Origin of the sequence: Saccharibacillus sacchari (assembly GCF_037722395.1) — a bacterium.
GTDB lineage: Bacteria > Bacillota > Bacilli > Paenibacillales > Paenibacillaceae > Saccharibacillus > Saccharibacillus sacchari_A.
Genome location: NZ_JBBKAR010000033.1, coordinates 224,517 through 250,673, shown reverse-complemented (window position 1 = coordinate 250,673; position 26,157 = coordinate 224,517). Strand labels below are relative to the sequence as shown.

Annotated in this window: 23 protein-coding genes; all 23 read right to left on the bottom strand. The window is 53.1% G+C overall.

The features are described 5' to 3' along the window. Positions 1-58 precede the first annotated feature (58 nt). The 23 genes from WKI47_RS10015 to WKI47_RS09905 all read right to left on the bottom strand — a co-directional run bounded on the left by WKI47_RS10015 (position 59) and on the right by WKI47_RS09905 (position 26,150). Positions 59-1,174, bottom strand: coding sequence for a Nif3-like dinuclear metal center hexameric protein (locus WKI47_RS10015; protein ID WP_340226993.1), 1,116 nt, complete (start codon positions 1,172-1,174; stop codon positions 59-61). Then, positions 1,141-1,911 (bottom strand): class I SAM-dependent methyltransferase, encoded by a 771-nt coding sequence (locus WKI47_RS10010; protein ID WP_340226992.1) that lies wholly within the window; start codon positions 1,909-1,911, stop codon positions 1,141-1,143. The genes WKI47_RS10015 and WKI47_RS10010 overlap by 34 nt, the downstream gene beginning before the upstream one ends. After that, entirely contained in the window at positions 1,908-2,744 is an 837-nt protein-coding gene (locus WKI47_RS10005) for a hypothetical protein (protein ID WP_340226991.1), read from the bottom strand. Before WKI47_RS10005 ends, WKI47_RS10010 begins: the two co-directional genes overlap by 4 nt. A gap of 254 nt (positions 2,745-2,998) precedes the next feature. Further along, complete coding sequence (gene rpoD / locus WKI47_RS10000) at positions 2,999-4,126, bottom strand: RNA polymerase sigma factor RpoD (protein WP_340226990.1); 1,128 nt, start codon at positions 4,124-4,126, stop codon at positions 2,999-3,001. A gap of 46 nt (positions 4,127-4,172) precedes the next feature. After that, positions 4,173-6,131, bottom strand: a complete 1,959-nt coding sequence (gene dnaG / locus WKI47_RS09995; protein ID WP_340226989.1) for a DNA primase — start codon at positions 6,129-6,131, stop codon at positions 4,173-4,175. A gap of 37 nt (positions 6,132-6,168) precedes the next feature. After that, a complete protein-coding gene (locus WKI47_RS09990) occupies positions 6,169-6,618 on the bottom strand; it encodes a YaiI/YqxD family protein (protein WP_340227503.1) in 450 nt (149 codons plus the stop codon). Between the two features lie 278 nt (positions 6,619-6,896). Continuing rightward, positions 6,897-8,993 (bottom strand): glycine--tRNA ligase subunit beta, encoded by a 2,097-nt coding sequence (gene glyS / locus WKI47_RS09985; RefSeq protein ID WP_340226988.1) that lies wholly within the window; start codon positions 8,991-8,993, stop codon positions 6,897-6,899. Next, positions 8,993-9,874: a glycine--tRNA ligase subunit alpha gene (gene glyQ, locus WKI47_RS09980; protein ID WP_172247103.1), complete on the bottom strand. Its 882-nt coding sequence runs from the start codon at positions 9,872-9,874 to the stop codon at positions 8,993-8,995. The genes glyS and glyQ overlap by 1 nt, the downstream gene beginning before the upstream one ends. 623 nt (positions 9,875-10,497) lie before the next feature. Continuing rightward, positions 10,498-11,256 (bottom strand): DNA repair protein RecO, encoded by a 759-nt coding sequence (recO, locus tag WKI47_RS09975; protein WP_340226987.1) that lies wholly within the window; start codon positions 11,254-11,256, stop codon positions 10,498-10,500. Next, on the bottom strand, positions 11,257-12,162 hold the full coding sequence (era, locus tag WKI47_RS09970) for a GTPase Era (RefSeq protein ID WP_340226986.1): 906 nt from the start codon (positions 12,160-12,162) through the stop codon (positions 11,257-11,259). It abuts the gene before it with no gap. A 24-nt stretch (positions 12,163-12,186) separates the two neighbouring features. Beyond that, positions 12,187-12,597 (bottom strand): cytidine deaminase, encoded by a 411-nt coding sequence (locus tag WKI47_RS09965; protein WP_425355449.1) that lies wholly within the window; start codon positions 12,595-12,597, stop codon positions 12,187-12,189. A 96-nt stretch (positions 12,598-12,693) separates the two neighbouring features. Then, positions 12,694-13,080 (bottom strand): diacylglycerol kinase family protein, encoded by a 387-nt coding sequence (locus WKI47_RS09960; RefSeq protein WP_340226985.1) that lies wholly within the window; start codon positions 13,078-13,080, stop codon positions 12,694-12,696. Continuing rightward, positions 13,080-13,580, bottom strand: coding sequence for an rRNA maturation RNase YbeY (gene ybeY / locus WKI47_RS09955; protein ID WP_340226984.1), 501 nt, complete (start codon positions 13,578-13,580; stop codon positions 13,080-13,082). Before ybeY ends, WKI47_RS09960 begins: the two co-directional genes overlap by 1 nt. Positions 13,581-13,583: 3 nt before the next feature. After that, the gene (locus WKI47_RS09950) at positions 13,584-15,821 is read right to left on the bottom strand and encodes an HDIG domain-containing metalloprotein (protein ID WP_340226983.1); all 2,238 of its coding nucleotides are present in this window, start codon (positions 15,819-15,821) and stop codon (positions 13,584-13,586) included. A gap of 61 nt (positions 15,822-15,882) precedes the next feature. Then, positions 15,883-16,854, bottom strand: a complete 972-nt coding sequence (locus WKI47_RS09945; protein WP_340226982.1) for a PhoH family protein — start codon at positions 16,852-16,854, stop codon at positions 15,883-15,885. A gap of 206 nt (positions 16,855-17,060) precedes the next feature. Then, a complete protein-coding gene (locus WKI47_RS09940) occupies positions 17,061-17,663 on the bottom strand; it encodes a hypothetical protein (RefSeq protein ID WP_340226981.1) in 603 nt (200 codons plus the stop codon). Positions 17,664-17,697: 34 nt separating this feature from the next. After that, on the bottom strand, positions 17,698-18,705 hold the full coding sequence (gene floA / locus WKI47_RS09935) for a flotillin-like protein FloA (RefSeq protein WP_340226980.1): 1,008 nt from the start codon (positions 18,703-18,705) through the stop codon (positions 17,698-17,700). Between the two features lie 118 nt (positions 18,706-18,823). Further along, complete coding sequence (locus WKI47_RS09930) at positions 18,824-19,657, bottom strand: NfeD family protein (protein ID WP_340226979.1); 834 nt, start codon at positions 19,655-19,657, stop codon at positions 18,824-18,826. 211 nt (positions 19,658-19,868) lie between these two features. Continuing rightward, on the bottom strand, positions 19,869-20,312 hold the full coding sequence (locus WKI47_RS09925; RefSeq protein ID WP_037289974.1) for a GatB/YqeY domain-containing protein: 444 nt from the start codon (positions 20,310-20,312) through the stop codon (positions 19,869-19,871). 123 nt (positions 20,313-20,435) lie between these two features. Next, positions 20,436-20,609, bottom strand: a complete 174-nt coding sequence (gene rpsU / locus WKI47_RS09920) for a 30S ribosomal protein S21 (protein ID WP_005547957.1) — start codon at positions 20,607-20,609, stop codon at positions 20,436-20,438. A gap of 195 nt (positions 20,610-20,804) precedes the next feature. Further along, positions 20,805-21,167, bottom strand: coding sequence for a histidine triad nucleotide-binding protein (locus WKI47_RS09915; protein ID WP_340226978.1), 363 nt, complete (start codon positions 21,165-21,167; stop codon positions 20,805-20,807). Positions 21,168-21,486: 319 nt separating this feature from the next. Beyond that, positions 21,487-24,966, bottom strand: a complete 3,480-nt coding sequence (locus WKI47_RS09910) for an SMC family ATPase (RefSeq protein ID WP_340226977.1) — start codon at positions 24,964-24,966, stop codon at positions 21,487-21,489. Next, positions 24,963-26,150 carry an exonuclease SbcCD subunit D gene (locus WKI47_RS09905; RefSeq protein ID WP_340226976.1) on the bottom strand — a complete coding sequence of 396 codons (1,188 nt, stop codon included), beginning with the start codon at positions 26,148-26,150 and terminating at the stop codon, positions 24,963-24,965. The genes WKI47_RS09910 and WKI47_RS09905 overlap by 4 nt, the downstream gene beginning before the upstream one ends. Positions 26,151-26,157 lie beyond the last annotated feature (7 nt).

Sequence of the window (26,157 nt, the reverse complement as noted above, 5' to 3'; positions counted from 1 at the left end):
CCTTAAGCAACGGCATTTAGTATACCTCAAAAAAATGCAGGTGACAAGTGTTTTTTCTTTACACGAATCGGAAAGGTTCCGTGTTTGGCTCCGAAGCGTGTACGGTTGTTTCGCTGCCGTTCTCGGATAGCATTTTACCCAGCAGATCCGCGACTTCGCGCTTCATGATTTTTTCCGAATTATGTCCGGGATCAATAATCGCAAGTCCGGCCATCAGTGCGTCATGCGCCGTATGGTAGTCGATATCGCCGGTAATCAGCACGTCCGCTCCTTGGCGAATCGCATGATGGATGTACCGACTGCCCGAGCCGCCCAGCACAGCAGCTTTTTTCACCAAACGTTCCGGGTCTCCCACCACGCGCGCCGCAGGCACGTCAAAGCCTTTTTTCACGACTTCGGTCAATTCCGCCAACGTCTTCGGTTCCGCCAGTTTGCCAATACGTCCAAGCCCGTACGCTTTGCCCTTTTGTTCCAATGCGTACAGGTCATAAGCCGCCTCCTCGTAAGGGTGAGCTTTGAGCATCGCTTGTACGGCTTTGGAGCGCAGGTTTTCCGGAAGAACGGTTTCGATCCGAACTTCCTCTACACGTTCCAACTTGCCTACGCTGCCCACATGCGGATTGGCTTGATCGCCCGGCAGGAAAGTTCCGGTTCCTTCCGTGTTGAAGCTGCAATGCGAATAATTACCGATGTCTCCCGCTCCGGCAGCAAGAATCGCATCCAGTACGCCTTGATGATGGCTTTTCGGCACATAGACCACCAGCTTGTACAGCTGCTCGCTCTGCAATTCCTCAAGCGGCTTTGGATCTACGATTCCAACCAGGTTCGCCATCCAATCGTTCATGCCGCCTTCCGCCACATCCAGATTGGTATGACTGATGTAAACGGCAATATCATGCTTGATGAGCTTTTCGTATAATGCTCCCGTCGGCGTATCCGTACGCAAATGGGCAAGAGGACGGAAAATGATCGCATGATGGGCTACGATCAGATTGGCGCCCAGCGCAATGGCTTCATCCACCACCTCCGGTGTGACATCCAATGCAACCAACACTTTGGTAATTTCTTTATTCAATGTGCCGAGCTGCAAGCCAATCTTATCGTTCTCAACAGCCAACGATTTGGGCGCGAATTTTTCCATCAATTGAATGACGGTTTGTCCTTTGGCAAGCATGCCAGCACCTCCTTGAGTCGTTCGATATGACGTTCAAGCGTTTCTTTCTTGCCTTTTGCATCCTCGCTATCCGAGCGTCCCATTGAATCGGCAACACGCTCCAGTTTGGCAATCTCGCCAATCCATTTCTTATGAAATACAGGTGAAGCCTCGCGCACAAGAAAAGGACCGAAATCGAGCAATTGCTCGCGGTCGAGCGTTAACGAAGGTTCTCCCACAGTTGTATCCGCATAAAGCTTGGCATTTTCCTTTTCCGCCAACTCACTGCGATCGCCTGTCAGCACTTCGTAAATTTTGCCGTCTTCTTCAAGGATCGTCTCGCCGCGAAGTAGCCAACCTTCTGCCAACAGCCAGCGACGAACCAGGTCTTCACCTACATTCGGTTGCAAGATCAGACGGCTTACGCCTTCCAGTTTCGCTTTTCCTTCAGTCAAAATTCGAACGATCAAGGCCCCACCCATCCCTGCAATAGTAACCACGTCCGCTTCTCCCGCTTGAATCGCTGCCAATCCGTCTCCGAGTCTTACGGCAATCTTGTCTTGCAATCCCGCTTCTGCAACTTGCTTCGCAGCAGCGTCATAAGGCCCACGATTCACTTCTCCTGCAATAGCCGAAACCACTCGTCCTTCCTGCACGGCACACGTCGGTAGCAGCGCATGGTCGGAACCGATATCCGCCAGGCGGCTGCCGGGCGGAATCAGTTTGCAAATCGTGTTCAATCGTTGTGATAATTTCATACAGACACCCACGCAATCCATTTTTTTCGCCAGATAAATAAGAAGATAAATGCCAACGCCAACTTCCCCAGAATGTACAAAATGATTCCATCCGGTGCATTTTGACGCAGCAGCAAGCTGTCGAGCTCAGGCATGAACCAGAGCGTCACCCCAACCGCAAAGTAAATGGAAGCAAAACGCTTCGCTTTATGATGAGCAAGCCAGCTAAGCCAAAGCAACAGCGCGCTAAGCGGCAGCCACAAAAGTTGCAGCATCGGCCAAGAAGCTCCGGGATTCATTTGTCCGAAAAACTTCGCATATAGCAGAATCAAAGCGCCCCAGCCGCTGTAGTGCAACAGTCCGCTCGGCACGATCATCCCTACCGCAAGCCATATAACCGCACACGCGGCAATCAAGCCAAGCATGGACATCTCTGTAGGCCAATTATTCAACCGAATCATCCAAGCCCCCAAGGTAAGTAATACAAGGCTGCCGACCGCATACAGCATTTGCCCGCCCATACCGCCCATCCAGGCTTTTCCCCTGGCGTATGTACCGAGCCCGTAGCAGAATGAGACAAGCGCCGCGATCGCCGCCACTTGAAACGGCCAATCCAGAACATGGAAATAAAATCCAATCAGAAAAATCAAAGCCACGCTGACAAACGAGAGTGCCCACAGCTTAAAATTGCCCTGTTGTAGGGATGAAACCGACAACGTACTTTTTTTCTTTGGCTGCGTTTGCTCGTCATCATATAAGTTTAACAAAAAATCGCAATAATGTTCGGGTAAAAGTTTACCCTTACGCCAATTTTCGATTTCCATAATGATGACTCTCTTTTTTTCCCGTTCCAAAAGCGTTCCTCCTTATAGGGCCAGTCTTTTATCCGTTACCACCGCTGAAGCCGTTCTCATTTTTATATCGGCAAATCGCTTCGCTGCGATTACACGCAAGCCGCCAAGCGGCTATTCCTATTTATTGTAACCAAAAAAGCGCGGGACGCCTATCGGGCGCTTTGCATGAATAGTCGGGACTTTCGAGCGATTCAACAAACTGTCTATTACGCAAAAGACCGCCGGAGCAGCGCCCCGGCGGTCTGATCGGTCAATTATTCCAAGAAATCTTTGAGTCTTTTACTGCGGCTCGGATGACGAAGCTTACGAAGCGCCTTGGCTTCGATCTGACGAATCCGTTCGCGAGTCACTCCAAATACCTTGCCGACTTCTTCAAGCGTGCGCGTGCGTCCGTCATCCAGACCGAAACGCAATCTGAGCACGTTTTCCTCGCGGTCGGTCAATGTATCGAGCACATCTTCCAACTGCTCTTTGAGTAACTCGTAAGCAGCAGCATCCGCCGGTGCCAATGCTTCCTGGTCTTCAATGAAATCACCGAGGTGCGAGTCGTCTTCTTCGCCGATCGGAGTTTCTAACGAGACGGGTTCCTGAGCGATCTTCATGATCTCCCGGACCTTCTCTACGCTAAGTTCCATCTCGGCGGCAATTTCCTCCGGCGAAGGCTCTCGGCCAAACTCCTGTAGCAGCTGGCGGGAGACCCGAATCAGTTTGTTGATCGTCTCGACCATATGGACGGGAATCCGAATGGTCCGGGCCTGATCGGCGATCGCCCGGGTAATGGCCTGGCGAATCCACCAGGTGGCATACGTACTGAATTTGAACCCTTTTTTGTAGTCGAATTTCTCCACTGCTTTGATGAGGCCCATATTGCCCTCCTGAATCAAGTCCAGGAACAACATCCCTCTTCCGACATAGCGTTTGGCAATACTGACGACGAGACGAAGATTCGCTTCCGCCAGACGGCGCTTGGCTTCTTCATCGCCTTCTTTGATCCGCTTTGCCAATTCTACTTCATCGTCGGCAGAGAGCAGGGGAACGCGCCCGATTTCTTTGAGGTACATCCGTACCGGGTCATTGATTTTGATACCCGGCGGAAGCGCAAGGTCATCTTCGAATTCCGATTCCTCACTGCCTTCTTGTTCGCCTCTCGAACGGGGACGTTCTTCTTCCTCGTCGCTTTCGTCTCCTACTTCGATTCCCAGGTCACCTAGCTGTTCATAGAACTCGTCGATCTGTTCCGGATCTTGATCGAACGGAGACAATTTCTCGGCAATCTCTTTGTAGCTGAGATGCGATCTTTTTTTGCCAAGTTCGATCAATTGTTCCTTCACCTGGTCGAGAGTCAGTTCGCCTTCCAATTCCGTATGTTGCTCATTCGCCATTCTGAGACTCCCTCCTCCCCGGATTTCGAACCAAAAAACGTGTTCGCTATTGCCGTTCCAGGGCTATGATTTCACTTGCGATTTGAGCAGCGAGCAGGAAATCACCATCTTTTTCGGCACGCATCATATCTTCACGCTTGCGTTCAATTCCACGCAACTGGGGCACCTTACGGACTTCCCGGATGCAATCGTCGAGTACCTGCTCGTTCCACTCACGCGGGCCCTCCATCATGGCGATGGCGCTAACCGCCTTCTCTAACTTCTCATCCTGCAAGGAAGAAATGAAGCGGCTGCTATCGGGCTCGCGGTCCTGCGCGTAAAAAGCATAAAGATAAGCGGATATGGCCGCATGTTCGGGCAGATTGAACTCGTTTCCGAGTCGCTGCTCCACATAATCGGATGCTTGGCGGTCCTGAAGCATTAAGAATAGCAAGCGTCGCTCTGCCGTCTGATAAGCAGGCAATAAATCACGGTTGGGACGCGCCCGGCGTTCTTGCGGGAAGAAATCTTCTTCGGCGTTGCCATAATTTCCTCCGCCGCCTCCGAAGTTTCCTTTCTTCCCGTATCCGCCTTTGTTCGCGTAGTCTCCACGATCCCGGCCCCTGCCGCCATACTGTCCGCCGCGACCGCCTTGTTTGGAATCCGAGTAAACGGGTCCCGGATCTCCTTGGCCTGGAGCGGGTCTATTCTGCTCCTGACGGATCAGATTGCAATCTTGCTTCAAGCTGTCGAAGGAAACATCGACTTCGGAAGACAATTCACGCAGGTAGACTTCGCGCTCGGTCGGTGAAGTTAGAGCGGCAATAACCGGCAATGCGGCTCTGGCATAATCGACCCGGCCGCTTTCTTCCGTTAAACGATGGCCGCGACGCAGATTGGCCAAACGGAACTTCGTGGTCGAAGCCGCATCCTCCACAACCTGACGGATAAAGCGATCGCCGCCGTTGGAACGAATATAATCGTCGGGGTCGACGCCCGGCGGCAGCATGGCGATCTTCACCTGCAAGCCTGCCTGTTCCAGTATCGGAATGCTTTTCAGCGCCGCATTCTGACCTGCGTTATCGCCGTCGTAGCAGACAAGCACTTCGTCAGCCGTCGTTTTAATCATGGCTGCGTGCTGTTCGGTAAGCGATGTGCCCATCGTGGCGACTCCGTTATGCACGCCTGCTTCCCAAGCCGCGATCACATCGCCGTAACCTTCGAATAAGACCGCCTGACGTTGCTTCCGAATCGCGCTTCGCGCCTGTCCGAAATTGTACAGCACCCGACTTTTGTTAAACAATCGGCTTTCCGGCGAGTTCACGTATTTCGGATGTCCTTCACCGAGTATGCGCCCGGCAAAAGCAATGGTCTTGCCGCTTCGATTCGCGATCGGAAACATAATCCGTCCACGAAAGCGGTCAACGTATCCTTCTCCGTTTTGCTTGGCTGAAATCAGACCGCCCTTCTCCATTTCCGTCAGATCGAATGAGCGCTTATCCAGGAACTGGACGAGCGTATCCCAGCGATCCGGCGCAAATCCGATGCCGAACTGGTCGATCATTTTGTCGCCGATACCGCGCCCGCGCAAGTATTCCAGCGCCGGACGGCCGTGCTCTGTGTTTTTTAACAAAAAATGATAGAATTTTTCGCTCCATTCATACGCCTGAAGAAGGCGTCCGGTTTCTCGGTCTTGAGGCGATTCCGGCTTTCCGGAAGTGCTTTGGAAAGGGATATGCGCTTCTTCCGCCATAATCTTCACAGCTTCGGGGAAAGATAGTCCTTCGATTTCCATCCTGAATTTGATGGCGTTGCCCCCCATGCCGCAGCCGTAGCAATAGAAGATTTGGCGATCCGGCGTCACCGTAAAAGAAGGGGTCTTTTCGGAATGGAACGGGCATAGGCCTTTCATATACTTCCCCTGTTTGGTCAGATGTACATGTCTGCCAACCGTTTCGACGATATCGTGCTGTGTCAGCACCGCATCGATCGTTTCCTCCGGAATATTGCCGTATTCCGTACTCATAATAACCACCTTCTAATGAAAATAATATTCGCTGTACCTAATGCTTCTCCTGCAAATCATGTAAAAGTTTTAAACATTTTTCCGAAAAAGCCGCCCGATCCTCCGCCGTAAACTTTTTCGGTCCTTTGGTTCGGCCTCCCGCGCGGCGAACTTTTGCACTGACGTGTCGGCGGTCCAGCAGCAATTCGATATTGTCTGCATCATAAACGACGCCTCGTTCAGATAGCGCGTAAGCCCGCTTTGCCAATACCAGAGCAGCCAGGCCATAGTCCTGCGTGACGACCAAATCCCCTGCCCGCAAATGGTTGACGATAAACAGATCGGCACTTTCTTTGCCCCGATCAACCCTTATTACTTGCACGCCGGCTTCTTCGCGCAGCATGTGATCGTATGAAGAGACCAACACTACGGGTACGCCGAGCTTTGCCGCCGCATGCTTGATTTCGTCCTTGACCGGACAAGCATCGGCATCGACCAGAATACGCATGCCTTCCGACGTGGCTTCCACAATAGCCTCCCTTCATCCGGGCACGGTATGCTGCTATGCAGCTCCGCCCGAACCTATGCGAAAAACGGAACGTTCCCCGCCATTTGCTTGAAGAAGCGAGAGCCGTTAGGTTCTGCGCTTCCTCAAGCAGAAGAGAAACAATTTATCCGGTGCCGCCGTATGGCGACCGACCTTGCTCTCTGCGCGGGAAAAATTCCGTATCGGGTTATTATTCAATTGGCGCAAAAAGCGGGGTACACCTTTATTTTACACCGATCTTACTGCCAAACCAACTTTCCGAAATCGGCAAATTGTTTGAGGTCGCTATCAACGGCAGCAAGCAGAGCCAAACGGTTGGCGCGTACCTTTTCATCCTCTGCCATTACCATTACCCGGTCGAAGAACGTCGTAATCGGTTGCTTAAGACCGGACAATGCTGTCAGTTCCGCGGCCGCTGCCGTCATCGTTCCTTCTTCTTCGGCGTAAGCCCAAGTCTCGCGTTGCCCGTGCAGCAATTCCCACGATTCGAACAGTTCGCGTTCCGCTTCGTCTTCGAACAGCTCAGGCTTCACTTCGCGCTCTTGCGCTTTCGCAGCCAGATTGCTTGTACGCGTGAACGATTCGACCGTCGTCTTGAAGTCCTCTTCATGCTGAACAGCGTGCATCAGAGCCTTGCCGCGAGCCACAACCGCCGCGATATCTCCGAACCCGGCTGCGATTACCGCATCTACGATATCGTAACGCAGCGTATCCGACAGCAATTTTTTCACGCGGAGTTCGAAGAAGTCATGCAGGTCTTTACGCACTTCGTCTGCCGAGCGCTTCAAATGGCCTGCTTGCTCATGCACGGCAATCGACAGGCCGAACAACTGCTCCAGCGTCAGTTCCAGATGATGATCGAGCAGGATTTGTACGATACCGGCCGCTTGGCGGCGCAGTGCGTAAGGGTCCTGCGATCCGGTCGGAATAATGCCGATGCCGAAGAATCCGACGATCGCATCCGTTTTATCAGCCAGGCTGACTACCGAACCGACGATCGAAGCCGGAACCGATTCGCCTGCAAAACGAGGCTGGTAGTGTTCGAATACGGCACGGGCTACTTCTTCCTTTTCGCCTGCTTTACGCGCATAATCTTCACCCATCACGCCTTGAAGCTCAGGGAATTCGTACACCATCTGAGTCACCAGGTCGAATTTGCAAATATCGGCCGCGCGGCTGATATGTTGCGCCGTTTCGCTACCCAGTTTCAGTTGCGTCGCAATGCTGTCCGCTGTCTGGCGAATCCGGCGAACCTTGTCTCCCGTGCTGCCCAAATCTTCATGGAAAACGACGTTCTCAAGTTTCGCCAGTGAATCTTGAATCGCGACTTTCTGATCTTCTTCGTAAAAGAACTTCGCATCGGACAGACGGGCGCGCAGCACCTTTTCATTACCTTTTGCGATGACGTCCAGCGATTTGGCATCGCCGTTACGCACAGTCACGAAAAACGGAAGCAGCTTGCCTTCGGCGTCCAGCACCGGGAAGTAACGTTGGTGCTCGCGCATCGACGTGATCAGCACTTCCTGCGGAATGTTCAGGAACGACTCTTCGAACGTACCGAACAATGCCGTAGGCGTCTCGACGAGGAACAGCACTTCTTCAAGCAGATCTTCCTTGATCGCGATATTCCAGTTCTTTTGTTCGGCGAGATCGCGAATTTGCTTCAGGATCAACGCTTCGCGTTCTTCGACGTCAACCAGTACATGCTGGCCGCGCAACGCTTCGACGTAATCGGAAGCCTGTGCAATCGACGTCTCGCTGCCAAGGAAACGATGTCCGCGCGATACGCGGTTCGTAGCGACATCGGTGATCTCGAAAGGTACGATGTCCGCCCCGAACAAAGCGACCATCCAACGAATCGGGCGGATAAAGCGGAAATCGTACGTGCCCCAACGCATATTTTTCGGGAACGTCAGCGAAGAAATGATGCTTTTCAAGCCTTCCGGCAGCAACGCGGACGCTTCTTGTCCGTTCAGGCTTTTCGTGGCATAAATATACTCCACGCCGCCAAGTTCTTTGAACGTAAAATCGCTCGCTTCGACGCCTTGACTGCGGGCAAAGCCCAGAGCGGCTTTCGACCAATCGCCGTTTGCGTCCTGCGCGATTTTGCGGGAAGGACCTTTTACTTCTTCATTCACGTCATCTTGCTTCTCCGCCACGCCGCGAGCCAAAACCGCCAGACGGCGAGGCGTGGCATAAGCTTCGACTTTGTCGTAGCTCAGACGCGATGCGTCCAACCATTTTTCCGTTTTCTCGCGCAGTTGGTTCATCGCGGCGCGCAGGAAGCGAGCCGGTACTTCTTCAAGCCCGATTTCGAGCAACAGATCTTTTGCCATTACGCTTCCACCTCTTTCTTAATAAGCGGGAAGCCCAGCTTCTCGCGTTCTTCAACATACGCGGCTGCGACTTTGCGGGCCAGGTTACGCACTCTTGTGATATAGCCGGTCCGTTCCGTAACGCTGATTGCGCCGCGCGCGTCGAGCAGGTTGAACGTATGCGAACATTTCAAAACATAATCGTACGCCGGGAAAACCAGGTTTTCGTTCGCCGCGCGTCCGGCTTCCTGCTCATACATGTTGAACAGAGTGAACAGCATTTGAGCATCGGACAGCTCGAAGGTGTATTTGGAATGCTCGTACTCGGCTTGACGATAAACGTCGCCGTACGTCATGCCTTCCACGTATTCCAGATCGAACACGTTCTCTTTATCCTGAATGTACGAAGCCAGACGCTCCATACCATACGTGATTTCGACCGCGACCGGATTCGTTTCCATGCCGCCGACTTGTTGGAAATACGTAAATTGGGTAATCTCCATACCGTCCAGCCAGACTTCCCAACCAAGACCCGCACAACCCAATGTCGGGTTTTCCCAGTTGTCTTCGACAAAACGGATATCGTGGATCAACGGATCGACGCCGAGTGCTTTCAGGCTGTCCAAATACAGTTCCTGAATATTGTCCGGCGAAGGCTTGATGATGACCTGGAATTGGTGATGCTGGTACAACCGGTTCGGATTTTCCCCGTAACGACCGTCGGATGGGCGACGCGAAGGCTCGACGTAAGCGACTTTCCAAGGCTCGGGTCCGAGCGACCTCAAGTACGTCATCGGGTTCATCGTGCCGGCGCCTTTTTCGGTGTCGTAAGGCTGTGCGTTAATACATCCCTGTTCCGCCCAGAACTGCTGGAGCGTCAGGATCATGCTTTGAAAATTCATCGTAAGCACTCCTTTGTGGATTGGATCGGCTGACCGGACGGGGGAATTTTTGCAGTAGGGTGGAAAATAAATGGAAATACGCAAAAAACTCCCGTCCTTACGCCTGATTAGACAGACGTAGGGACGAGAGTTGGTTGTGCATCGGAGATAAGGATAAACATTTATCAAAGACAGGATAGACTTTTGAAAAAAGAATATTCCGTTCGAAGAAGACCTTTAAATTCATCGTTGATGAATTTTAGTTGGAGGTCAAGTTCAAGAGATTTGATAAATGCAAAAGGTATCTTCGATACCTTTCCTCTCGATGCACATCTTCCGTTAATCGCGTCAAGCGTTCATGATTGAACGCCGGTTCGGACTTGATTAACGTAATAACACCCGCGGTTCCACCCTACTTGAATGCGTGGCGATCGTCGAACGATCACGAATCGCATTCCTCTTTTCCGTACGCTTGGCGTCTTGCTCGCTCCCGGAAGTGCCTGATCATGAAAATCGCGGTTCGTCCGGGCTTGCACTCTCCCCGGCTCGCTGTTTTAAAAAAAACCGTAGTTTGATTCCCATGCTTTCCGTTCAACGCGTGACGAGACGTTCGGCAATGTCACTTTATTGTAAAGCGGCAAGTCTTATTTGTCAAAGCCGTAGTTCTCCAGTTGATCGAGAAAACGTTTGGATTTCAGGTTCATGCCGATATGCTCGCGCATCAACGCTTCCATCACTTTTTTCAGCTCGGCTTTGGTTTCCGGCTTGACGTCCACATTGCCGAGTCGGCGCAGATCGAGTCTCGCAAATACTCGAAGCAGCGATAAGGCCCGGCCCGTGACCGGGACGGCGTACGGATCGGCTGCTCGGAAAGGAATGCTGAGCACGCCGCCGAGCCTCGGACTGATCAACGCATCGCCTTCGACGTGACGCTGACTCGCCGAGCAGATCTCCAGTTCAGGGCCATAGCCCGAAGCTTGAAGCATTTTCATCTCAAAAAGCCGGGTCATCACTTCGGGATCTTTGCCTTCGCGCATCCCGCTCAAAAAAGCCTGCAATTGCTCGAACCAGAAGCTACCGGTATCCTCGTCTTGCAGCCCCCGATCAATCAACTCGCAGGCGTAAGCTCCGTGCGCAGCCAAAATCAAGTCTTCGCGCAGCTTATGGTTCGACTCGAAAATCTCGCCGTCGTTCAGCGTGCCGAGCCCGCTTCCGCCGCGGAAAAAACTGAATATGCCATACGTAAAAGGCTGGGTTAGCGAAGCGTGGCGGCTTTTAACCTTTTTGGCTCCGCGGACAAGCACGCCGATTTTGCCATGCGTCTGCGTACAGAGCGTAATGATCTTGTTTGTCTCCCCGTAGTCCATAGCCCGGATCACGATACCTTCGAGACGGTACAGCATCTAAGCGTCCCGGTGGAAGCCCAGATCACGCAGAACGCGATCCTGGTTGCGCCAATCCTTTTTCACTTTGACCCATAGCTCCAGGAAAATCTTCGAGCCGAGCAGGTTTTCGATATCCTGACGGGCACGTTTGCCGACTTCTTTCAGCATTGCGCCCTGTTTGCCGATGACGATGCCTTTTTGCGAATCGCGTTCGACGAAAATAACGGCGCCAACGGAAACAACGCCGTTATCCTGCTTTTTCATATCTTCGATCGTGACCGCTATCGAGTGCGGAACTTCTTCACGCGTCATTTGAAGAATTTTTTCGCGAATCAACTCAGCGATAACGAATTGTTCCGGGTGATCGGTAATTTGGTCTTCCGGATAATATTGCGGACCTTCCGGAAGATACTTGCCCAACTGCTCCATCAATGTGTCCACGTTGTTGCCGAATTTGGCCGAGATCGGTACGATCTCCGCGAATTCGTATAGCTTGCGATACGTCTCGATCAAAGGCAGCAGCGCTTCCGGCGCGACCAGATCGATTTTATTCAGAATCAGGAACACGGGCGTTTTGATCTTGCCCAACTGCTCGATGATATAACGGTCACCGCCGCCGATTCCTTCTGCCGCATCGATCAGGAACATCGCCGCTTCGACTTCGCCCAGCGTATTCAATGCCGTATTATTCATGAAGTCGCCAAGCTTGGATTGACGTTTGTGAATGCCGGGGGTATCCAGGAAAACGATTTGTTTACTGTTATCGGTGTACACCCCATGAATTTTGTTACGTGTCGTTTGCGGTTTATCCGACATGATCGCAATCTTTTGTCCGATAATTTGGTTCATCAGCGTCGACTTGCCGACATTCGGCCGACCGACGATCGCGACGAAACCGGATTTAAAGCCTTTTCTGCTTTGCATCGTATTCCTCCTCTTGATGTCTTGTTATTTATCCAGATCCCAGGGTCCGAACGCATCTGGCAATAGCTCACGGATCGTGGTTTCACGAGTTTCGCCTTTTAGATTGCTAAGCACGACCGGCATATCCGGCTTGCACAATTCAACCAGTACCTGACGGCATACGCCGCATGGCGCAATCGGTCCATCCGTATCACCGACAACAGCCAACATCGTAAAGCTTCCCGGTTGATGGCCATCGGCGACTGCCCGGAACAAGGCCGTACGTTCCGCGCAGTTTGAAGGTCCGTATGCCGCATTTTCGATGTTGCAGCCGTGATGTACATGTCCATGCTCGTCGAGCAGGGCAGCACCTACTTTGAATCCCGAATAGGGCACATAAGCCTTGTCCCGGGCTTTAATTGCTTCCTGAATAAGCGTAGTTGTATCGATTGCCATGATTGTGTTGCCCCTCTCCGCTTCACTTAAGTGGAATTCTATTGTACACCTGCAAAGCGTCCGCAACCAGCACTATTCGCAAGTTGCCGGGTCCGTTTATATCCAGCCCCATGATTTGGCGATATTCAGCAGCGGCGGCACAAAAACAATACATCCAATCACGGCGGCAAAAAACGCGGAAGCCAATACAGCCCCCGCGGCAGCGTCTTTTGCTTTTTTCGCCAACGGATGGAGCCGATCGCCTACAATCAAATTAACAGCAGCTTCGACAGCCGTATTCATCAATTCGGCGGATAAGACCAAACCGATCGCCAGACACAGCAATCCCCAGTCCAAACGCGGAACTTTCAGCAGCGCACCCAGAAGCAGCACAGCCGCACATAAAGCCAGATGCACCCTGAAATTCCGCTCCGTCGAAGCCGTCGCCCGAACGCCATCCCAGGCATTTCGGAACACATCCCCCCAAGTACGCTGCTTGTCCATTAGCGTGTCAGTCCGATTTGTTGCAGGACCGCTTCCTGTTTGCCCATCATGACCGCTTCATCCTCCGGCGTCTGATGGTCGTAACCCAGCAAATGAAGGAATCCGTGCACAAACAAGAAGCCCAGCTCCCGTTCAACCGAATGTCCGTAATCTTCGCTTTGCGCGATCGCACGCGGTACGGAGATAATGATATCACCCAGCATTTCATCAAACTCCGGGCCTACCTCGTCTTCCGTTTCCACTTCATACGTAATCTCCGGTTCTTCACCTACCGATTCACGCATCGCAAAAGATAACACATCGGTGGGACGATCGATATTGCGGAACTCTTTGTTCAAACGGTGAATTTCTTCATCGTCGACAAAAGTCAGCGCCACTTCCCCATCCGTCACGCCTTCCACGGCTCCGGCTGCGATAAGCAGTTTATTCAATTGTTCAATCAGTTGTTCGCTGATCTCGTACTCATTTTGTTCGTTGCTCCATTCCAGTTGCAGACTCATGCGTCAATTCTCCTTTGTCTTGGGCTTAACCTCTTCAGGATATTCGATCCGAGAATGGAAAATTCCCATTACCGCTTCTTTAAGCGTCTTGGCAACCACGTCAAGCTCTTTGAGCGTAATATCACATTCATTGAACTGTTGATCGTCCAGACGGCTTTTAATAATTTTGCCGATCATCGATTCGACTTGGTCGATTGTTGGCTTATGCAGAGAACGTACAGCCGCTTCGACACTGTCTGCGATTCCGACCACGGCGGCTTCCTTCGATTGGGCTTTCGGCCCAGGGTAGCGGAACTCCGCTTCCGTAAAGTCCGGCTCTACGCCACGCTCTTCGGCTTGCTTCAAAGCCTTCTGGTAGAAGAAATACAGGAACGTCGTTCCGTGATGCTGTTCCGCGATATCACGAATGCGCTTAGGCAGTTTGTATTCTTTTTGCATTTCCACGCCATCTCTGGCATGCGCCACGATAATCGATTTACTCAGCTTGGGATCAATGGAGTCGTGAGGATTCTCGATGTTATTCTGATTTTCGATAAAGTAGCTCGGGCGCTTTGTTTTACCAATATCGTGATAATACGAACCCACCCGGCACAACAGTCCATTCGCACCGATCGCCTCGGCCGCAGCTTCCGATAAATTGCCGACCATGACGCTGTGATGATAAGTCCCCGGCGTCTCGATCAACAGCTTACGTAACAGCGGATGGTTGGGGTTCGACAGTTCAACCAGCTTAAGCGCCGACAAAATCCCAAACGTTACCTCGAAGAAAGGCATCAGACCAATCGTCAGAATCGCAGTCAACAACCCCGAAGCCAGTGCGAAAGCGACCGGATAAAGAATCGTGTTACGGTTCAAGTCCGCATCGCCGATCAACGACAGTGCCAGTACGGCAACCGCCCCGAATAAACTGACCATGATCCCGGCTTTAAGAATCGTAGAGCGTTGGCTGGCCTTATGCACGGTAAAGATTGCCGCGTAGGACACAACCAATGTATAAAAGCCGAAGTGGAAGTCAAAGATGCCTGTGCCCGACTGCCCGGCGTTCAATACAATACTCGCCAACACCGAGAAAATAATCGCGCTAAAATAAGCAAACGAATTGTTGAGCAGCAGCGTAATGAGCGTACAACCAATCGCGACCGGAGCCAAATACCCGACATATTTCGAGGTATCGCTTTGCACAAGAGCCGTCAGGTGCATCGCGATCAGCATGATGAAGTAAATGAGCGCAATCATCAAAAGCTGCGGGTTATCGTAACGGAATTCCGCTCCGCTCTGACGCGTGAACAGGAATAGACCAAAAGCAAGCAGAACGGACAGCAGAAGCAAGCCGAACTGCGGCCAGTAATTGATCTCCGTCTTCAACATATCGTTTTCTTTGAGCAGATTATAGGTGTCCTGCGTAATGATCTCGCCGCGCTGCACCAGAACTTCACCCTGACCGATATAAACCGTCTCGGTATTCTCACGCGCCTGCACGGCTGCTTCCTTGGTTGCTTCTTCATCGTAAAAACGGTTCGGCGTGATCGAGAGCTTAATCAACTCCTGCACCACTTCGCGCGAAGTCCGATCGGTGAGCGTGCTTCGGCTGACGAATTCCGCGACCTGGGCTCTCGCGGTCTGCGCATCCGTGACTTGATCGCTCATCAAACGAGACACAATGCCTGTCGCTTCCGATTTCATTTGTTGAATTTGCGCCGGTGTTAATGAAGGAATCTTGTAAAAGGTTTCTTCCGGGATATCGTATTCCTGTTCGCCTACGCGCGTTCTTACTTCTTGCAACAGCGTCGAGGAATAGGCTCCGTTATTGCCACTATTACGAATCGAGTTTGCCATGAACTGGCTAACCTTCTGCGGCAATTCTTCCCTGTAGATCTCGATCTTGTTCGCATCCGTCAATTGATCGTCCTGATTCAAGGTATCGATCCGATCAAGCAGTTGACTAATCAGTGTATCGTTACGCAGCGAGAAAATTCGATAGACCTGTTGAACCTTCTCAGCCGCCTCCTCCTGCGCTTGAAGCGTCGCTTTGCTGTTCGGAATCTGCGCCGGGGCCAAAATTTCTTTGTCGCTGGGCATGTTCACCTGAATATCGTACTTTTCAGGCATCAGCTTCGGGTACAGTCCGATATAAAACATCAGCGTCAAAAGCAGAAATAAAATAAGTTTAACGATCCCGCTGCTTTTCCAACCTGACAGCTTGGGGTCGGTTTTGCGTTTCCATTTTTCTTTTGAAGCCATAGGGAAGAACCTCCGGTATTAGACTCCTAAGCTCGTTCGCAAATGAACTTGGAACAGCCTTTTACTCGATGCTTTCCGCCGCTTTTTCGTAAGCCACGATAATTTTTTGTACCAACGAGTGGCGGACTACGTCTTCTTGGGCAAACGTCACAAAGCCGATATCCGAAATTTCGTTCAAGACCAGACGAGCTTCAACCAGACCCGACTTTTTGCCGCGCGGCAAGTCGATCTGCGTCACGTCGCCCGTAATGACCATTTTGGAGCCGAATCCGAGACGTGTCAGAATCATTTTCATCTGTTCCGGCGTCGTATTCTGGGCTTCGTCCAAAATGATGAAGGAATCGTCGAGCGTACGTCCACGCATGTAGGCGAGCGGCGCGATTTCAATCAGACCGCGCTCCAGCGCTTTAGCGACCTGATCGGTGCCCATGATGTCATACAGCGCATCATAGAGCGGACGCAGATAGGGATCGACTTTTTCTTGCAGATCGCCTGGCAGGAAACCCAGACTTTCACCTGCTTCAACCGCTGGACGGCTGAGCACGATACGCTTCACTAGCCCTTCCTTGAGCGCAGTGACAGCCAATACAACAGCCAGATATGTTTTGCCGGTACCGGCTGGGCCGATCCCGAACACGATGTCTTTTTTCTTGATCGTCGTTACATAATGTTTTTGTCCGATCGTTTTGGGACGAATCGGCTTGCCCCGGAATGTGACGGCGATTTCACCCTTGAACAAATCAAGCAGTTGGTCAGCCCGGAATTCTTTGGCCAGATCCAGTGCATATTGTACGTCGCGCTCCGTTAAGTTATAACCATTACGTACCAATTGAAGCAATACGTCAAACAGATGCTCCAGTCGGTCTGTTTCCTGCTGCGGTCCGTGGACGGCGATCTCTTCTTCACGGCTATCGATACGCGCTTCAAACTGTCGTTCGATCAATTTGAGATACGTGTCTTGCGGGCCAAACAGGGCCAATCCTTCCCCCGCGTTATGTAACGGGATCTTGATGCTTCTCGTCTGTTCTGTCAAAAGCTCTCAGTCTCCTTAATCGATGTAATGTTCAGCTTCAGCATAGATTGTTATTCCTCAACTGTACCATTCTCCGACTCCCCTTGCAAAAGATTTTGGGTGGGCTTTTATTCGTCAGAATCCGAAGAAATGCAAAAAGCCGGCCTATCCGTTTAGGGCGGAAAAGGCCGGCAGCCCCACCATCCGAAGATGGCGACTCCGCAGAGTTATCGGCGTCCGGAGGAATATGGCTTTCTTGCACGGGGTGAACCCAGGACTTCAGCCCATAATACGCCTTTGCGTAATTCGTCCGCTGTCGGGTTCGACATCAGCGACGACGCCGAAGCCGTTTGAACCGAAAGAGCCGTATCACTCGAAGTCGAATTTTTCGGCTTTGATGAATCTTTTCGGGAACCGGAAACCGCACGCTCGATTTGACGCGTTGCGTTTGCTACGCTGCGCTCGCCGCGTTGCATCGAGCGCTGTTCCCGTAGTCTTTTTTCGATCTCGGCATTCATTTGGCGAGAAGCTTCATCAAGATTGGTCCGTTCCGTATTCATGCCGGACCGCTGCGAATCGGAACGACGATTTTCGTTGCTTTGTCGCGAACTTGTCGGCGCACCGTTAAATGGCGACTGACGTTCACCTTCAGCAGGTTGCACACGCCGGGCCGGATTGCCTTGTCTTTGCGGAGAGGCGCCTCGTCCTCCGAAAGGTTCGCCGCCTCCGTTGGGTTTCGCATTCTTTTTACCGAATACGGAAATCAGCGCACCTACAATGATAATGACGATAAAAAAGTTACTTGTGATCCATTCCAAGAACTGGGGCATAGACTCCCCTCCTGTTCTGCCTTTTGCTTACCGTTTATTTGTTGTTATGCGGGTCCTGCTTGTCCACATGGGTAACGTTCAAGCCGCCCAGCGATCCGCGCATTTCCGTATCGGCTTCGAGATTTTTCATATTCAGGTAATCCATGACGCCAAGCTTGCCGCCGCGCAGCGCTTCGGCCATCGCGATCGGAACTTCCGACTCGGCTTCCACGACGCGAGCTTTCATCTCGATAACGCGTGCGTTCATTTCCTGTTCTTCCGCTACCGCCATGGCGCGGCGTTCTTCGGCTTTCGCCTGGGCGATACGCTTGTCGGCTTCCGCCTGTTCCGTTTGCAGGAAGGCACCGATGTTTTTGCCTACGTCCACGTCCGCGATATCGATCGACAGGATTTCAAACGCCGTACCAGCATCCAGACCTTTTTCCAAAACGGTACGCGAAATTTTATCCGGGTTTTCCAAGACTTCCTTATGCGTATCGCTGGAACCTACGGTTGTGACGATACCTTCACCTACACGGGCAATGATCGTTTCTTCGCCAGCACCACCGACAAGGCGATCGATATTGGCACGCACAGTTACGCGAGCGATAACGACAACTTCGATACCGTTACGTGCGACTGCCGATACGCTAGGTGTTTCGATCACGCGCGGGTTAACGCTCATTTGCACGGCTTGCAGCACGTCGCGGCCTGCCAAGTCGATTGCGGCAGCGCGCTCGAATTCTAACGGAATGTTCGCACGGTGTGCGGCAATCAAGGCATTTACGACTCGGTCAACGTTACCACCCGCCAAATAGTGACTCTCAAGTTGGTTGATTGTTAAGCTCAAACCAGCCTTGTGCGCTTTGATCATCGGATTGACGATTCGGGCTGGCGTAACCCGGCGCAGTCGCATGGCGACCAGCGTAATAATCCCGATGCGCAGGCCGGAAGCCAATGCTGAAATCCACAATGCCACCGGGAAAAAGCTGAAGAAAATGCTCAAAATAATAATACCGACCACTACGATAAGTAGCGGCGTAATCCAAACTGCATCTGCCATAAGTACCCCTCCAAATTTAAGGTCCGAAGCGACCAAGACATTCCGTACGACGCTCCGAACTCCGTTATGTCGTTCACTTGCTTCAATATTTCCTGCTTACGTTACAGCCTTGGAAAAATCAGATCGGTTCGATCGGTCCCAACCCGCTGTTCCATTTTTCTTGTACGACAACTCGGCCACCTTCTGTTTTTACAATCACGATCGCTTTGTCCCGTTCAATGAACGCGCCTTCACTAACGACGTCAACCCGTTCTCCGTCGATCAAGATCGTACCCGACGGCCGAAGCGGCGTTAGGGTGATCCCGTCGCGTCCAACCAATTCATGACGCGTGATTGCAGAATTATACCCGGCTTCCGACGTCAGGCTGTCTTTCAAAATAAAGCGATTCCAGATTCCCCGCTCCTTGAAGACAAAGACGACAATCCCTACCGCTGCCGCCGCCAATACGAAAGCGATTCCGAGCGTTTGCAAAGCATGCCCTGTTGCCCATGCTGCCATGACTACTCCTCCTATCAGCGAGCCAGCCCCGAGCAGGCCCAGAATACCGAAACTCGGCACGAACACTTCAATCGCCATAAGAATGATCCCCGCCGCGAACAATAACCATACGTAAGGTCCGGCCAAGCCTTCGAACGTGCTTGCGAAAAAGTACAAAATAAACGCACTTACGCCGAGCAGTCCCGGGAAAATCAGTCCAGGCACGAGCAGTTCGATAATGACGCCGGCAAGTCCGATAAAGAGCAACAGCGTAAGCATCACGGGCGTCGTCAGAAACGTCGAGACATTAGCCAAAAACCCTGCTTGCTCCGGCGCCGAATTCGCTACACCGGCAGCAGATGCCGAAGATGCGAACGACGTCAGGACAATCAGCGGAATGCCAACCAGCCAAACGACGCCCCACAGCGCTGCCGCCATGCCAATCCACCATTTGGAACGCGCTTGTGTATCCATTAGGTCTCCCTCCTTCTTTTGAATGTTGTCACATGCACCCAAATCCATTCCGTCGGTTCCCTCTGTTTGTACACATGCGAAAGTGTCTCAATACTAGTATACGCGCAAGTCGGCCGGGCGTTTCAAAAAAATCCCGCTTTTCGCAAAAAAGTTGAAATTGCATAACAAAAACGCCTTTCCGGAACCCCGGAAAGGCGTTTATTTTGTTCGTTTATTGCAGGTACTGCTGAACCACTTGGTTAACCAACTTCCCGTCGGCGCGTCCTTTGACTTTCGGCATCAGAGCGGCCATGACTTTGCCCATATCGGCTTTGGAAGAAGCACCGGTTTCCTGGATGGTCTGCTGTACAATGGCTTTAACTTCTTCTTCAGCAAGCTGAGCGGGAAGGTATTCAGCAACAATAACGATCTCGGCTTCGACAGTCTCGGCCAAATCGTCACGACCTGCTTTTTTAAACTCTTGGAGGGAATCTTTGCGCTGCTTGATTTCACGACTCAGAATATCAAGCACTTCTGCGTCATCCAAAGTCCGCTTCAAATCGATCTCCTGATTCTTGACCGTTGCGCGAATCATTCGTATGGTCGAGAGTTTGAATTTATCCTTACTCCGCATGGCTTGTTTCATATCTTCGTTCAATCGTTCGCTAAGATTCATTTAAAATAAAGCCTCCTACTGGTGATGTGTTTGTTGCCGAAGCAATTCGGCAAAAATCGCCTAAAACACATCTTGGTGATGTGTTTGTTGCCGAAAAAATCGGCAAACGAAAAAAACACATCTTTAGAACTTTCTTTTGCGAGCCGCCTCAGACTTTTTCTTACGCTTTACGCTAGGCTTCTCATAATGCTTGCGCTTTTTGACTTCCGCCAGTACGCCGTCTTTTGCAATAGAGCGTTTAAAGCGGCGAAGAGCAGCATCAATAGTCTCATTTTTGCGAACTTTAGTTTCAGACACCAGTTTCCCCTCCCTCCGACCAGACCGTCCAAGAGCATAACACGGTTAATCAACTTTCATTATAGGCGAAAATTAAACCCCGTGTCAATGCTTATCAAAAAGGTTATACGGATATATTCGCGCATCTGCCTGTTCCTGCCTCGCTTGCTTGAAAAGCCACCGGCGGCAGGCGACGTTTGGAGTTTTTTTGCTTGGTTACTCGTGCGATCCCGAAATTCCCGTTAACGCCCCAAGCTTTGCACCGCCAAGCAAATGGAAATGCAGATGCGAAACGGTCTGACCGCCGTCGGAGCCACAGTTATTGATCACCCGGTACCCGCTCTCCGCAATACCGAGTTCTTGAGCCAGCTGTACCGCTACTTGGTGGATTTCTCCGATTACAGCCAAGTCTTCTTGTTCGATCTCATTCAGCGACGGGATTGGCTTTTTGGGTACGATCAGTACATGCACCGGAGCCGCAGGCTGAATATCGTGAAAAGCATAGATTCTTTCATTCTCGAATACTTTTTTGCTTGGGATACTGCCTTCGATAATTTTGCTGAAAATCGTCTCGCTCATAAGGGTTCCTCCTCGTCTATTCGGCGGCCATAGGACACGAACAGATTCGTGCAGCCGTTCAATGGGAATGCCGAGCTTTGCTCCGCAAGTTCACTTTATTCATTGTACAAATAAACGCAGGAAAAAACAAAAAAAAGAAGCCCCCCGCAAATCCCAAAAGAATCTGCATGCTTGAACGACGATCGAGTCCAGGCTTCGGAAAAGCCAAAGGAAAATCGTAGTTCGGGGTACTTCTCATATGATGTCGGCTGACTGTATTATAACAACGACTTGAATCTGTATCTGTGATCGAAATCACGTATTCTGCCCGAATACTGAATTACATTTTCTCCAAAACAACTTTTGAGCCTGCGCCTGCATGATCTGCCGGTTGGACGACAAGCCGTCTCGGCAATCGGGCACGCAGCTCTTGCACGTGACTGATAACCCCTACCGACAACCGGTCGTTATGCAGATGTTCCAGCGAAGTAATGACCGTATCCAACAGCTCGGGGTCGAGCGTGCCAAAACCTTCGTCGAGGAAAAAGAATTGAAGCGGGTATTCGCCGCGCAGCTGAATCTGCGCAGACAAAGCAAGTGCCAGCGATAGCGAGGTCAGGAATGTCTCGCCGCCCGACAACGTAGATACAGGTCGCCGCACGCCCCCGTTGGCATCGTCGCAAACGACAAATCCGCCGCTGGAATCGACCTCAAGCGAGTAACGCTGTTTGGTCAAGAACCGCAGGCGATTCGAAGCGGCCCGGCTGATCTGGATCAACTGCTCCTCCGCTACGTACTCCACGAAAGCATTGCCTCGGAAACAGGTCTGAAGCCGGGTCAGGCGATCCAGTTCCGAAGAAGTCTCTACGCGCGAGGTCTCCAATTCGCTCCAGCGTCCATGTCTTGCCGATACGTCTTCCAGATCCCGCTGCGCACGCGCTCGGCCTGCCAGAGCTTCTTCGTCGAGGCGCCGCGCTTCTTCCAATCGCTTCACGCAGTCTATCCACTGTTCTTCCGAAAGTTGGATGCCTTCCAGCAATGTTTCCAGCTCGCGCAGGCGTGAGGACAATTCATTCTCCCGTTCGCGGTGAACTTGCACGCGGCGTTCAGCTTCCGCGATCTCATCGGCAGCCATCCGGGATGACTCCGCCTCCTGTTCCGTTGCGAACAATGAGGAAGACAGCGCTTCGTTCCAGGAAGCTTCGGCAGCGGTCGCATGCTCCGCTGCCGAAACTACCGCTTGTTCCGCCGCCGCCGAAGCATTCGCGGCGAGCTGCCAGGCTTCGCGTGCCGCTTCCAGATCAAGGCGCGTTTGTTCCGCCGACTGGCGCAGGCTTTGCAAGCGGGTCGTTGCTTCACGCAGAAGCTCAGCAACCGAAGATCCGCCGGAAACTTCATGCAGACGCAGTTCTTTTTCCTTGAGCAGCTCCGACCGGCCTTCGGCTTGCGCGGTAAACTGAACAAGACTCCGTTCCGCTTCAGCCGAAGCTTCTGCATAAGCTTTTAGCGTTTCTTCCATTCCGCGAATAACAGGCACGCTTTTGTCCAACCGTTGCTTCAGTTCTTCGGCCTGCGTATCGCGGCCGCGAATGTCTGCGCGCTGACGCTCCAATTCGTCCCGGCGAAGCTTGGCGAAGGAAGCTTTCCAACGTTCTTCGGCTTCGCTTAGCCGCTGCTCCAATTCGCTGACGCGCTCGGCTGCGCGCTGACGTTGACGCACCGCGCCGTCCAGGCGGATGCGGGGGGCTTCCGCCCCCCGGGCGGAAGCCCCGTAAGCGCGCTCGGCGTCCCTTGCCTGGCCTTCGAGCTGCGCGGACCCGCGCTCGAAGGCTTGGGCCGCAGCCTGCAAGCGGACGAATTCGTCCGCGCGGGCCTGCGGCGTTAAAGAGGTCGCCGAGGCACGCGGCGAGCCGGGGCTTGCGCCGGCCGCTTCGAGGGGCGGCCCGGGGTTGCCCTGCGCGGATTCGGGCGCAGGGTGCTCGGCTTCCGCCTGCGCAGCGGCGGAAGCGCCCGGCGTCTGCGCCAGTTCTTCGCGCAGGCGCCGGGCCAGGGCTTCGCTGCCCTGCCGCAGGCGGGCGGCGGCGAGGCGAAGCTCGCGCGCGCCGAGCTGCTGGGCGCGCAGAGGTTCCAGTTCCGCCGCAGCTTCGGCGGCGGAAGGGTCTTCGCCCGCCGGCAGCGGGTGATGCGTCGCTCCGCAGACCGGGCACGGGTCGCCTTCGTTCAAAGCTTGCGCCAGCTCCGCCGCCATACGGCGTCTGGCGTGTTCAAGGCCGGCATGCTCCAAGCGCTGCTCCTCTGCCGCCAGGTCTGTCAGCCATTCGGACAGCTCCGTATCGAAAGCTGTCAAAGCTTCGCTCTGAGCGTGCGCCTGATCAGCGAAACGCTCCAGTTCTTTTCGGCAGATTTGCTCTTGCCCACGTCCTGCCGCAAGTTCCGCCTCGGCTTTATTTTCTTGACGCTGCGCTTCGTCCAAATCGCGACGAATTCCAGGAAGCTGATCTTCCAAACTCGCCATGGAATCCGCAAGGCGTCCTGCCGCTTCCAATTCGGCGCGATCGGCGCTGCGAACCTCGCAGGCATTCAGCTTTTCCTGCAAGTCATTCCGCAGGACATTGGCCTGTTCCAGTTTGCGCCGAAGATCATCAGCATCCTGGCGCGCGCGCTCCAAACGCAAAGCCGCTTCGCTCCGTCCGCGTTCCAGACGTTCGCTTTCTTCGCGCAGCGTTTTCAGCTCCTGTTCAAGCTGAAGCCCTTGCTCGAGTTCCGCTGTTCGGCGCAGCAGCTGCGGTTCTGCGCTTGTTAAAGCTTCACGCGCCTGAGCCTCCGCCGAAACCGCGCTATCCGTGCGGCTTTTCGCTTCATCCAGCGCAATGCGCAGCCGCTGCGCTCCGGCAGTCAGTTCCTTCGAACGAACCGCAGCCGACCGGAAACGCTCCAGTGTGGGTAACAGCTGCGCCGAAGCTCGCGCACGTTCGGCCCGAATCTGAAGTTCGCGCACAGATTCAGCGCGACTGCGCAGTTCTTCAAGCGTCGCCAACACGCGGTCGCGTTCGCCTGCATGTTCGCGCACACGCGATAGTTTGTTATGTTCGGCAGCAGCCGTATCCAGCGTTTTACGCTGCTTCTCCGCCAAAGCGGACGCTTCCTTCAACTGGTTATTTGCTGCTTCCACAGCTTCGGCAGAAGCGAGTCCAAGCCCTTGCTGTTCGGCCTCGACCGCACGCAGCGAACCTTCGGTATCGCGGGTACGCTTATTCAGCTTTTGAATCAGGCGGTCCCCATACTGTTCCAAATGGAACAGACGTTGAAGCATTTGCCGCCGATCGCTGCCTTTCAGCGATAAAAACTCCGCGAATTTGCCTTGCGGCAGCACGACCGCGCGCGTGAAATCATCCATTTTAAGCCCAATCCGTTCTTCGACCGCGCGCGTCACCTCCGCCAGCTTATCGGCTACCACGTCGTCGCCTTCCGGCTTGACCTCGATAAACCGGCTCAGCGTATTGCTGACCGACACTTCGCCCGTACGCTTGAAACGACGTTCGACGCGGAAACGCCGCACGCCCGCCGAAGATTCCAGTTCAAACGTGAACGCGACGAACAACGTGTCTTCGGAATGGTTCATGATCCCCTGCGTGCCTCCGTAGGCGCGCTCGACTTTGCCGTACATCGCCAGCGTGATCGCATCGAGCACGGTGGACTTTCCGCTTCCGGTCGGTCCGAAGATCCCGAACAACCCCGTTTCGCATAGCTCGGTAAAATCGACTTCCTGCGCTTCGCGGTAGCTTTGCAATCCCGATAATTTCAGCGTAATCGGCTTCATTCGGTGTCTCCTCCTTCCAAAGCGGCATCCCGGTCTTCGGAAGCCAATTCCATAAACAAGCTCACCATGGCATCGTCAGGCTCCGCGCCACCTGTTTGTCTGCGGTAAAAAGTTTTGAACAATTCATGCATAGGCAAGCGCACACGCTCTTCCGGCATATCTGCTTGTTCTAGCTGCGGATATACCGGACGGATATGGACAAGCCCTTCGCAGGCTTTTCTCAGCGACTGAATATCGCCGAGAGACATGGCTTCAGTCAACGTGATTTTGAGATCGATAAATGCTCCTGCGTCCCGGCCTTCCTCCAGCCAACCGTACACCTGCGCAATGCCCTCTTTTGCATTCCATTCGACAAGCTGCCGCCCGCAGGACAGATAGATTTCCTCCAGCTTCGGTTCTTGGCCCGGTTCGATATCCATCAGCATGACCGACTTCGCCTGGCCCGCTTCGGAAAAGCTGTACGCGATCGGCGAACCGCTATACCGAATGATGCCTTCGCCTTTGACCGATTGCGGACGGTGCAGGTGTCCCAGTGCCGTATACTGCGCACCGCAGGCAAGCGCCGACGGATCGACCGTGTACGCGCCGCCCACCTGGATCGGACGCTCCGAATCGGATTCCAGACCGCCGAGTACATAAATATGGCTCATCGCCAAGTTGACCGTTTCCGGCGAAAAATCGGCCGCCAGCTTGCGCATCAGCAGACCTACGCGTTCGCTGTACGCGCGGCGCAGCAACGTCTCGTCCGTGCCGTCGATCGTCAACAGTTCGTTCAAGCGTGCTTCCGACGGATAAGGAAGAGCGGCGATAATCGCACGCTCTCCCGTGCGTGCCACGTCGAGCGCGAGCGCTTTTTCCGTCGGCAGCCCGATTAACGAGATCCCGCTGTCTTTGACCAACGGACGTACCGACGCTACCCGTTCCGGGTGATCGTGATTGCCGGCAATCGCCGCAAGTTGGCAGCCTTCTGCCCGAATGCGGGCCACACTTTCATAAAAAAGCTGCTCGGCCGCCGCAGGCGGATTCACGCTATCGTACACGTCTCCCGCCATCAGGATTAGATCGACCTTTTCGCGGCGGACGATCTCCACCAACTCTTCCATAAATTTTTCCTGTTCTTCAAACCGGCTTCGGCCTTCCAGCGTTTTGCCCAGATGCCAGTCCGCCGTATGCAGCACGCGCATGTTTTGC

Coding starts and splice junctions, on each gene's coding strand:
- glyS (WP_340226988.1), bottom strand. CDS start 8,993: ATGGCAAAAGATCTGTTGCTCGAAATCGGGCTTGAAGAAGTACCGGCT.
- WKI47_RS09990 (WP_340227503.1), bottom strand. CDS start 6,618: ATGCGTATTCTGGTCGATGCCGATGCTTGTCCGGTCAAGGACGAAATC.
- WKI47_RS09960 (WP_340226985.1), bottom strand. CDS start 13,080: ATGGACAAGCAGCGTACTTGGGGGGATGTGTTCCGAAATGCCTGGGAT.
- WKI47_RS10010 (WP_340226992.1), bottom strand. CDS start 1,911: ATGAAATTATCACAACGATTGAACACGATTTGCAAACTGATTCCGCCC.
- rpoD (WP_340226990.1), bottom strand. CDS start 4,126: ATGGCGAATGAGCAACATACGGAATTGGAAGGCGAACTGACTCTCGAC.
- WKI47_RS10015 (WP_340226993.1), bottom strand. CDS start 1,174: ATGCTTGCCAAAGGACAAACCGTCATTCAATTGATGGAAAAATTCGCG.
- WKI47_RS09905 (WP_340226976.1), bottom strand. CDS start 26,150: ATGCGCGTGCTGCATACGGCGGACTGGCATCTGGGCAAAACGCTGGAA.
- recO (WP_340226987.1), bottom strand. CDS start 11,256: ATGCTGTACCGTCTCGAAGGTATCGTGATCCGGGCTATGGACTACGGG.
- dnaG (WP_340226989.1), bottom strand. CDS start 6,131: ATGAGTACGGAATACGGCAATATTCCGGAGGAAACGATCGATGCGGTG.
- WKI47_RS09950 (WP_340226983.1), bottom strand. CDS start 15,821: ATGGCTTCAAAAGAAAAATGGAAACGCAAAACCGACCCCAAGCTGTCA.
- WKI47_RS09910 (WP_340226977.1), bottom strand. CDS start 24,966: ATGAAGCCGATTACGCTGAAATTATCGGGATTGCAAAGCTACCGCGAA.
- era (WP_340226986.1), bottom strand. CDS start 12,162: ATGCAAAGCAGAAAAGGCTTTAAATCCGGTTTCGTCGCGATCGTCGGT.
- floA (WP_340226980.1), bottom strand. CDS start 18,705: ATGGCAGATGCAGTTTGGATTACGCCGCTACTTATCGTAGTGGTCGGT.
- glyQ (WP_172247103.1), bottom strand. CDS start 9,874: ATGAATTTTCAAAGCATGATCCTGACGCTCCAGCAGTTCTGGGCGGAA.
- WKI47_RS09965 (WP_425355449.1), bottom strand. CDS start 12,597: ATGGCAATCGATACAACTACGCTTATTCAGGAAGCAATTAAAGCCCGG.
- WKI47_RS09915 (WP_340226978.1), bottom strand. CDS start 21,167: ATGAGCGAGACGATTTTCAGCAAAATTATCGAAGGCAGTATCCCAAGC.
- WKI47_RS09930 (WP_340226979.1), bottom strand. CDS start 19,657: ATGGATACACAAGCGCGTTCCAAATGGTGGATTGGCATGGCGGCAGCG.
- WKI47_RS09925 (WP_037289974.1), bottom strand. CDS start 20,312: ATGAATCTTAGCGAACGATTGAACGAAGATATGAAACAAGCCATGCGG.
- ybeY (WP_340226984.1), bottom strand. CDS start 13,580: ATGAGTCTGCAACTGGAATGGAGCAACGAACAAAATGAGTACGAGATC.
- WKI47_RS09940 (WP_340226981.1), bottom strand. CDS start 17,663: ATGCCCCAGTTCTTGGAATGGATCACAAGTAACTTTTTTATCGTCATT.